General features: G+C 68.1%; 13 protein-coding genes and 1 pseudogene. 12 read left to right on the forward strand and 2 right to left on the reverse strand.

The annotated features are described in order from the left end of the window. Both ACFWZ2_RS43070 and ACFWZ2_RS43075 read left to right on the forward strand, forming a co-directional pair. On the forward strand, positions 1-760 hold a 760-nt coding region (locus ACFWZ2_RS43070; protein WP_384555262.1), incomplete at its 5' end, for a maleylpyruvate isomerase family mycothiol-dependent enzyme. Next, positions 760-1,026, forward strand: coding sequence for a M48 family metallopeptidase (locus ACFWZ2_RS43075; protein ID WP_384555263.1), 267 nt, complete (start codon positions 760-762; stop codon positions 1,024-1,026). The genes ACFWZ2_RS43070 and ACFWZ2_RS43075, both read left to right, overlap by 1 nt. A gap of 129 nt (positions 1,027-1,155) precedes the next feature. On the opposite strand, the gene ACFWZ2_RS43080 is transcribed toward ACFWZ2_RS43075, so the two are convergent. Further along, positions 1,156-2,031: a sigma-70 family RNA polymerase sigma factor gene (locus tag ACFWZ2_RS43080; RefSeq protein WP_384555264.1), complete on the reverse strand. Its 876-nt coding sequence runs from the start codon at positions 2,029-2,031 to the stop codon at positions 1,156-1,158. Between the two features lie 86 nt (positions 2,032-2,117). Here ACFWZ2_RS43080 and ACFWZ2_RS43085 point away from each other — a divergent pair, with 86 nt between their 5' ends. The 8 genes and pseudogenes from ACFWZ2_RS43085 to ACFWZ2_RS43120 all read left to right on the forward strand — a co-directional run bounded on the left by ACFWZ2_RS43085 (position 2,118) and on the right by ACFWZ2_RS43120 (position 5,836). Continuing rightward, complete coding sequence (locus tag ACFWZ2_RS43085) at positions 2,118-2,576, forward strand: carboxymuconolactone decarboxylase family protein (protein WP_384555265.1); 459 nt, start codon at positions 2,118-2,120, stop codon at positions 2,574-2,576. A 134-nt stretch (positions 2,577-2,710) separates the two neighbouring features. Further along, positions 2,711-3,043 (forward strand): annotated as a pseudogene (locus ACFWZ2_RS43090) (IS5/IS1182 family transposase); the annotation flags it as partial. A gap of 674 nt (positions 3,044-3,717) precedes the next feature. Continuing rightward, positions 3,718-3,891, forward strand: coding sequence for a hypothetical protein (locus tag ACFWZ2_RS43095; protein ID WP_384555266.1), 174 nt, complete (start codon positions 3,718-3,720; stop codon positions 3,889-3,891). Between the two features lie 5 nt (positions 3,892-3,896). Then, complete coding sequence (locus ACFWZ2_RS43100) at positions 3,897-4,235, forward strand: ArsR/SmtB family transcription factor (RefSeq protein ID WP_384555274.1); 339 nt, start codon at positions 3,897-3,899, stop codon at positions 4,233-4,235. Continuing rightward, positions 4,232-4,705, forward strand: coding sequence for an ATP-binding protein (locus ACFWZ2_RS43105; RefSeq protein ID WP_384555267.1), 474 nt, complete (start codon positions 4,232-4,234; stop codon positions 4,703-4,705). Before ACFWZ2_RS43100 ends, ACFWZ2_RS43105 begins: the two co-directional genes overlap by 4 nt. A 37-nt stretch (positions 4,706-4,742) precedes the next feature. After that, positions 4,743-4,889, forward strand: a complete 147-nt coding sequence (locus ACFWZ2_RS43110) for a DUF6126 family protein (RefSeq protein ID WP_384555268.1) — start codon at positions 4,743-4,745, stop codon at positions 4,887-4,889. A gap of 12 nt (positions 4,890-4,901) precedes the next feature. Further along, entirely contained in the window at positions 4,902-5,402 is a 501-nt protein-coding gene (locus tag ACFWZ2_RS43115; protein ID WP_384555269.1) for a hypothetical protein, read from the forward strand. After that, positions 5,399-5,836: a pyridoxamine 5'-phosphate oxidase family protein gene (locus ACFWZ2_RS43120; RefSeq protein WP_384555270.1), complete on the forward strand. Its 438-nt coding sequence runs from the start codon at positions 5,399-5,401 to the stop codon at positions 5,834-5,836. The genes ACFWZ2_RS43115 and ACFWZ2_RS43120 overlap by 4 nt, the downstream gene beginning before the upstream one ends. Before the next feature lie 4 nt (positions 5,837-5,840). Here the strand turns inward: ACFWZ2_RS43120 and ACFWZ2_RS43125 are convergent, their stop codons facing one another. Then, complete coding sequence (locus ACFWZ2_RS43125; RefSeq protein ID WP_384555271.1) at positions 5,841-6,050, reverse strand: hypothetical protein; 210 nt, start codon at positions 6,048-6,050, stop codon at positions 5,841-5,843. Between the two features lie 547 nt (positions 6,051-6,597). Between ACFWZ2_RS43125 and ACFWZ2_RS43130 the strand changes: the two genes are divergently transcribed. Together ACFWZ2_RS43130 and ACFWZ2_RS43135 are read left to right on the forward strand one after the other, a co-directional pair. Further along, positions 6,598-7,392 (forward strand): hypothetical protein, encoded by a 795-nt coding sequence (locus ACFWZ2_RS43130; RefSeq protein ID WP_384555272.1) that lies wholly within the window; start codon positions 6,598-6,600, stop codon positions 7,390-7,392. Continuing rightward, entirely contained in the window at positions 7,389-7,544 is a 156-nt protein-coding gene (locus ACFWZ2_RS43135; protein ID WP_384555273.1) for a hypothetical protein, read from the forward strand. The genes ACFWZ2_RS43130 and ACFWZ2_RS43135 overlap by 4 nt, the downstream gene beginning before the upstream one ends. Positions 7,545-7,594: the final 50 nt, after the last annotated feature.

The raw sequence follows: 7,594 nt of genomic DNA on the forward strand, positions 1-7,594 counted from the left end.
GAGTGTGTACGTGAGCCCGTACCCGCCTATGTGCATGAGCTTGTACGCCGACACGGGCTGGACCGTGCACGATCTCGCCGCCCACATCCTCGGCGATTACCACGGCCGTCTCGGCTGGAGCACAGAGAGCCACCAGCGCGCCATGGCGGCCGGAGAGACGCTGGAAGCGTTCATCCACCGGGTCAACCAGGAATGGATCGACCTCCACGCCGATCACAGCCCCGCCGAGCTCATCGAGGCGCTGGAACGGGCCGGGACCCAGGTCACCCGTCAATTCGAGGGCACGGACCTCGACGCAACGGGCCTGGGAGTGTCCTGGGCAGGGGCCGACCCGGCGCCCAAGTGGCTGGATGTCGCCCGGGAGTTCACCGAGTACTGGACCCACCGCCAGCAGATCCGCCACGCCACCGGCCAGGACACCGACCCGGAGCCCAACACTCTGTCCGCGGTCCTGGACATCTTCATGAGGGCGTTGCCTCACACACTGCGTCACACGCCCGCACCCGCCGGGACACAACTCCAGGTGGCCATCGATGAGCCAGCCATCGGCACCTGGACCGTGACCGCCACCGCAGACCGCTGGTCACTGGCCGAAATACCCACCGGCCGGCCGACCGCATCAGTACGGCTGGACCCAGAGACCGCCTGGCGACTCTGCACCCGCAGCATCGATCCTGGCACTGCCCTCGTCCGAGCCCGCATCAGCGGAGACCGCCAGCTCGCCGAAGCCGCCTGCCAGATCGTGTCCATCGTCTACTGATGAACCCTGCTGCTTCGAGGGCCACTGCCCCGGAGTGTCGTCGTCTGCCACAGATCGCAGACCGACATCACGCATTCAAGTTCAGTAGCGTCACTGGACGCGCGCTCGGCTACCGATGGGACTCGTGCATTCACCGCGGCGTCATCAACGTCCGCTGGGCGGTGATGCAGCTGCCTTCCAACCTGATCGACTACGTACTTGTTTATGAGCTCGCTCACCTGCACCAGGCGAACCACAAGCTCGGGTTCTGGGAGGCCGTGAGCTGAGTGCATTCTGACCTTGAGAGCCGATGACAGAAGTTGGACGAGTGAGGTTTTCTCAGAGACTAAGTTCAACGTCTCTACGGGATCCGGCGTGGAGCGCTGCGAGTCTGCGCGGCCTTCGCCGGTAGGGAGTCACACCGGGTCCGGCAGGTCCATGAGCGCGAGTTTGGCCGTGTCGACCACGGCGGTGATCTCGGTGATGTGGCCGTCGGTGACAGTGAAGGCGAGGAGGGAAAGCGGGGTGCCGTCCTCGCTCCAGGAGATGACGCCGGGGAGGCCGTTGACGGTTGCCGCACGTCCTCGTGCCGCGCTGCCGGCCACTCGCGCGCGGGTGGCGACTTCGGTGGCGCCGAGCGTGACGAACGTGCCGTTCGGGGTGTGGACGGTGAACTTCACCTCGGGGTGGAGAACCTGCAGCAGCTGCTCGAACTGACCGTCGCGGGCCGCGGCCAGGAAGGCCTGGACCACCTCGCGTTGTTGTCGTCCCGCGCTTGCCGGCTGCTGGGCAGCTTGTACCTTCCTGCGGGCGCGGCTGGCGAGCATTTTGGTCGCGTCAGCGGATTTGCCGAGAATGGTGCCGATCTCCGCGAAGGGCACGGCGAACACGTCGTGCAGCACGAACGCCAGTCGTTCGTCAGGACGCAGCGAGTCGAGGACCGTGAGGAGCGCGAGGCCGACGGAGTCCCCGATTGCCGCGAGGTCCTCCGGAGCGGGAGCGTCGTCGAGCGTCACGGTGAATTCGGGCAGCTGGTCGTCGAAGGGGACTTCTGGGCGCGTCCGGCCCGACCGCAGGACATCGAGGCTGATGCGGCCGACCACTGTGGTCAGCCAGCCGCCGAGGTTGTTGATGGTGTCGGTGTCCTGACGGGACAGACGCAGCCACGCCTCTTGGACCACGTCTTCCGCATCGGCATGTGATCCGAGCATTCGGTAGGCGACGGCGCGAAGCCGGTCACGGTGGGACTCGAAGGCATCGACGATCAGGTCCGTGGGATGGGCGTCGGCCATGTTGTTACCTCCGTGGAAGCTGCTCCGTCATAGGGATGACGCGCACAGGCGCCACAACGTAACCCGATGAAGGAGAGCACTCCCACATGGAAAACCGGCTCAAGAACAAGAACACGAACAACCCCGATGTGTGGACCGCGATCCAGCATCTCCACAAGGCGATCGCCGCCGGGGGCGTCGACCCGAAGCTGCTCGCTCTGGTCCACCTGCGCGCCAGCCAGATCAACAGCTGCTCGCCGTGCGTCTACGCCAGTGTGGCCGGCGGGAAGAAGGCCGGTGACACCGACGAGCGGCTGCACAACGTAGCGGCGTGGCGCGAGTCGCCGCTCTATTCCGATGCAGAGCGTGCGGCACTGGCGCTGGCCGAGGGTGCGACCCGACTGCAGGATGGTGCGCCGGGCGTCACCGACGAGATCTGGGAAGAGGCCAACGCCCACTTCACCGAGGAGCAGATCGGCGCGATCAACTTGGAGATCGCGCTGACCAACTTCTTCAACCGGATCAACCGCACGATCAAGGAACCGGCCGGCCAGACCTGGGGGTGAGCCCGGCGTGGCTCTTACCCTGAGGCTCCGCCAGCGAAAGTGATCTTCGGGTGGGCCGCGAGGCCGGGCTGGCGTGAAACCCCTGGTAGGACCGGTCTGCCAAGATCATGTCCTCTCGAACCAGGGGCTTCGCGTTGGTCACTTATGCTGCCGCGCTCGACGTCCCACGCCACGTCGTAGAGTTCCTGGCCCGGTTGCTGGCCGCCCACCTGCGCCGGATCGGCACGCCGAAGGGCTCTCGCGCCCTGGGGCCGTTCCGTCAGGCGGCACTGGTGCTCCGCTGGTTCCGAGAGCACGGCTGCGTGCACTGCCTGGCCCGGGACGCCGGGATCTCGCAGGCCACTGGCTACCGCTACCTCCATGAGGGGATCAGTGTGCTGGCCGCCCAAGCTCCTGATCTGCACGAGGTGTTGGACCACTGCCGTGCCGAGGGGATGACACACGAGGTGCTGGACGGCACGCTGATCGCCTCGGCGTATACGTTCTCCTGCGGTACAGGCCCCGGCGTACGGCTCGGATTATCTGTCATTGCGGCCCTGACCAGGAGGTTTCCCTCGGTCAGGGGTACATCTTGTGGTGAGGCGTTTTCCGCTTCCATGAGCGGGTTCCAGGGAGTTCCCGCGTGAATGTGCACGCTGGGCAGTGTGCTGCCGGGGTGATTCCCGGTGGAGGAGTGGCTACTCAACGAGCCGGGCCTTCGGAGATGGACACCACTGGCGTCGGCCGTCTGGATCGATGTGCGGCCGTCGCCGGAGGAACTCGGCATCGTCGGCGACGGCCGCGGGCGTGAAGCGAGCTGCTCCGGCTCGATGCGCCCGGTCGCCCTGTCGGCACACAGTGAGGCGTGCGGGATGCGCCCCTGCGGGACACCGCTGGTGCCGGGAGGGCAAGGCCCCGCCAGCCGCTCGTACGGACGTGCCGCCGAGTGCAGCGACGGGACCTTCTCTGCCGACGTTAGACCTGCGGATGCGCAACTGGACAGGAGTGTTCCGGCACAAGCGGCGCGACCCTGGCCCCTGCCGATGCGCCGGTCGTGAGCCCCGGAGCAGGCAATGGTGGTCATGGGGTGCCACCCCTTAGACTTGCAGAGTTCTTCAATTCGTTAGTTGCCTTCATGGGCAGGTCGTAGGGGTGGTGCCGGGTGGGCGGATTCGTCGAGGCCGTCTTGGAGCGGGTGCGCGATGCGCGCGCCGTGCTTGAGGCGGCTCTGGAAGCCGAGGACGCCTATGAGGTGGCAGTGGCGCGGGACGAGCTTGACGATGCTCTGCGGCTGGCTCGATTGCATGGCATCGACGCAGGTGCGGACAAGCGGTGAGCGGGGTGCCGGTTCCGCTGTATGAGGCGAAGGCGGAGTTCTTCCGGATGCTGGGGCATCCGGTGCGTATCCGGGTTCTTGAGCTGTTGCAGGACGGGCCGATGCCGGTGCGGGAGCTGCTGGCGGAGATCGAGATCGAGCCGTCGAGCCTGTCTCAGCAGCTGGCCGTGTTGCGCCGGTCCCGGATCGTGAGGGCCACCCGCACCGGGTCGACGGTCGTGTACGAGCTGGGCGGCGGCGACGTGGCCGAGCTGCTGGCGGCCGCGCGGCGGATTCTGTCGGTGTTGCTGGCCGGGCAGCAGGATCTGCTGGAGGAGCTGCGTCGGGCGGAGGTGGCGCCGTGAGGGGCACGCGGCGTTTCCAGCCGCCGTGGCGCAAGGGACGGCCCGCGGCAGCTGTGGAGCATGTGCTGCCCCGCGTGCAGCGGCACATCGTTTCGGTGGAGGTGGCCCCCGCTGCCGTGCGGGAGGCGCGGGAGGCGGTGGCTGAGCGGCTGCCGGAGGCCGGTGTGGCACCGAACTCGGCGTTCGCCGACGCGGTGCTGCTCGTGGTCAGCGAGCTGGTCACCAACGTGCTGCGGCACGCCGTCGACTCGCCGGTGGCGGACGTGGGGATAACGGTCGCCGCTGGGCAGCTCGTCATCGGGGTCGCGGACGGTGATCCCCGCCTGCCGGAGCTAGAGCCGCACGCCATGGGGGAGGGGCTGCGCGCGGTGGTGGAGCTCGCGGATGTGTACGGCGGTGACATCAGTGTGGAGCCCGCCGTCGACCATTGCGGGAAGGTCGTTCTCGTACGGTTCCGGATTCCGTCATGACCAAGCAGCAGGCAGTCAAACGCAGGGAGTTGAAGTGGTGAGCGAGGCCAAGGACGGCAAGGACGAGGAGAGCCGGAAGGAGCGCGGCATCGCGCTGCGCGTGGGCTTCTACATCTTCGGCACCCACCTGTTCGCCGGGTTCGTGTGGTTGTTGTTCTACCTCGGCCAGCACGCCAACAAGTAGAGGGCGGCGTTCATGATCGCAGTCGTGGGGCACGCGGATCTCACTCCGGGCGCGCTCACGCTGGTGGAAGAGGCACTGTCGGCCCGCTTGGCCCACTACGCCGAGACCCGCCGCCCGGCTCTGGTACGGGTCGGTCAAGGGCTGCCCGTCGCTGTCGCACGGGCCGCTCGGAAAGCGGGCCTCGCACTGGTGACCGCCGTGCCAACCCTTCATGAGGCGCCCGCCGTGCTGCGCGAGGGCGACCGGTCGGCCGCCGGGGAACTGCTAGTGCTCTCCCGGCACGTCCGCCTGGTCGAGTACGACCCGCTGGACCACGCGTCCTGCGTGCGCACCGACGAAGGCATGCTGCGCACCTGCGGCCGGGTACTGGCCGTGTGGGACGGCTCCGCCTCCACTAGCCGGGACGCCACCGCCCACTTGGTGGCCTATGCCCACCGCCACGGCATCGAGGTCGAAGTGCTGTGGCCGCAGGGCGCCGGGCGCGAGACAGCGGCCGTCGAGGGGGCGCTGTGACAGCCGCGTTCACCCCCGCTGCGAACGTGACGATGGTGCAGCTCCTGCCTGGGGAGGCGATGGCCCTGCTGGCCAGCGTGAAGCTGGGCCGGGTGGCTTTCTCGCACCAGGCGCTGCCTGCGATCCGCCCGGTCAACCACCTCCTCGACGAGCACGGCGACATCATCGTCCGCACCCACTCCGGTGCCACCCTCCTCAACAAGGCACTCATGTCGGAGGTGGTGGCCTACGAGGCCGACGACCTGGACCCTGACGCGCGCACCGGCTGGAGCGTGGTGGTGACCGGCACGGCGACCAGAGTGTCGGACACGGCCGAACTCGCCCGCTATGAGGCCCTGCTCACGCCGTGGGTCGACCGGGAGATGGATCAGGTGGTGCGCATCCGGCCCGACATCGTTACCGGATTCCGGCTGCAGCGCACGGCTTCGCGCTGAGACGTCACAGGTCGTTGCCCGCGTAGGAGAGGTTGAAGCTTTTATTGGTCAGCGGGAAGTCAGGGACGATGGTGTCCGTCAACGCGACCGGCAGGGCGGGCCGGTTGAAGAAGGACGGATCGGCTGGCTTCACCCGGGGCAGAGTGCGGTCGGGTGCGAGTTCGACGCGGGTGGTGATGGTGCTGCGCCAGCCCCCGACCAAGCCCACGCCCATGCCGGAGCCCTCACCCGCCGCCGGCGGCGGGTGAGGGCAGCTTCCGGGGTGAGGCCGTCGGCCAGGTCAGCCCCACCAGGAGCAGTACTAGCCCCAGATGGGTCATCACCGCGTACCAGAGGCCCGCCTCTCGCACCGAGGAGCGGGCGGGCGCGGTGCTCGGCCAGCACCAGCAGCAGTGAGGTGAGCGCCATCAGTTCCCACAGCACCAGGAACCTCGACACCGAGGCCGCCACCGGCACCAGCAGCAAGGTCAGGCCGAAGAGCGGAAGCACCGCCTGCGCTCCGCGCGAGCCAAGTCCCTCATGAAGCACCAGCTTTCCTGGATTCGGGCGGAGAGTGACGGCATTTCATGAGTGACCACCTATGAAACAGGCGGATGTGGAGCTCGCATCGGCGGCTCAGCCCTCGCCATATCGAATGACGGGCGCGGGCCATGCAAGGTGATGCGGGTCACAGGGAGACTTCCCAGATTTATTGCCGGTCGGGCGCTGCCCCAAGACCGAAGGGTGAGCACACTCATTTCCACGCGGAAGGAGCTCCCATCGTGACCGTCCCACCGAGCCCCAAGGATGCTGATACGTCAGCCTTGCCGATGATCACCTCAGGCCCCGGAGTCATCGTGGAGGAACTTGAGCCCGAGGGGATGGAGTTGATCGACTGGGAGGGGCATCTTGAGGACCTCGGTCGGCAAGGGAGCCATTCCAGGCAGGAGCTGAGCGACGTCATGGGGTGCCTGCAGGAGCGGGCGCTGATGCTGACCCATTCCACGCTCTCCGGTCCGGAACGGATGCCAACCGAGGTGAAGGACAGGACCCTCACCCACAGACTGGTCTTGCCCACGGGGCCACAGTGGCGCGAGGCAGCAACGGCTGCGATGCTCGGCGAGTGGGCCGACGACATCGGCCATGAGACTCATGTGTACGGCGGGATGGCCAGGCTGCGGGCTTTTACCCGGGTGGCCCACCGAAGGCTCACGCCGGTGTGGCGCCGTAAGACCGGCCATGGCCGGGTGCTGCTCCTGGACACTTTGCTCGGTGACGGGGTCACGCTGTACGACCTGGTGAAGGACAGCCCCTCGGCCGAGGAGGTCGCGCTCGGCGCCACCCCCGACGACCCCCGCGTAGGCAAGGTGCTCGACAGCCTCGACCCTGACGAACGCGCGGTGGCGCTGGCCTGGGCGCACTGGCAGCCCAACTCCTGGGCCGAGGCGGCGTTGCTGGCCGGCGCGCCGGATCCGGCGGCGTACGGGGAGCGGGTGCGGCGCAAGCTCAAGCGCCTCGGCGAACGGCACACCGCACGTACCGAGGCTGCCCGACACGCTGCGGGAGGTCGGTCATGAAGGTCCTCGCCGCCGCGCTCCCAGAATTCCTCGGCAGCCTCGGCGCCGGCCTGTTGTACTCCCTCGGCGCCTTGGCGGTGCGCAGGCTCCGCCGTCGCATCGCCCCCGGACGGCCCACCCCGGCGACCGCGCCCCCGCCCGACTCCCAGTAAGGCCGCTGCGCCCCGGGGGGGGGGGGGGGGGGGGGCCGGGCCGCCCCCCC

It is taken from the genome of Streptomyces sp. NPDC059002 (genome assembly GCF_042740435.1).
Taxonomy (GTDB): Bacteria; Actinomycetota; Actinomycetes; order Streptomycetales; family Streptomycetaceae; genus Streptomyces.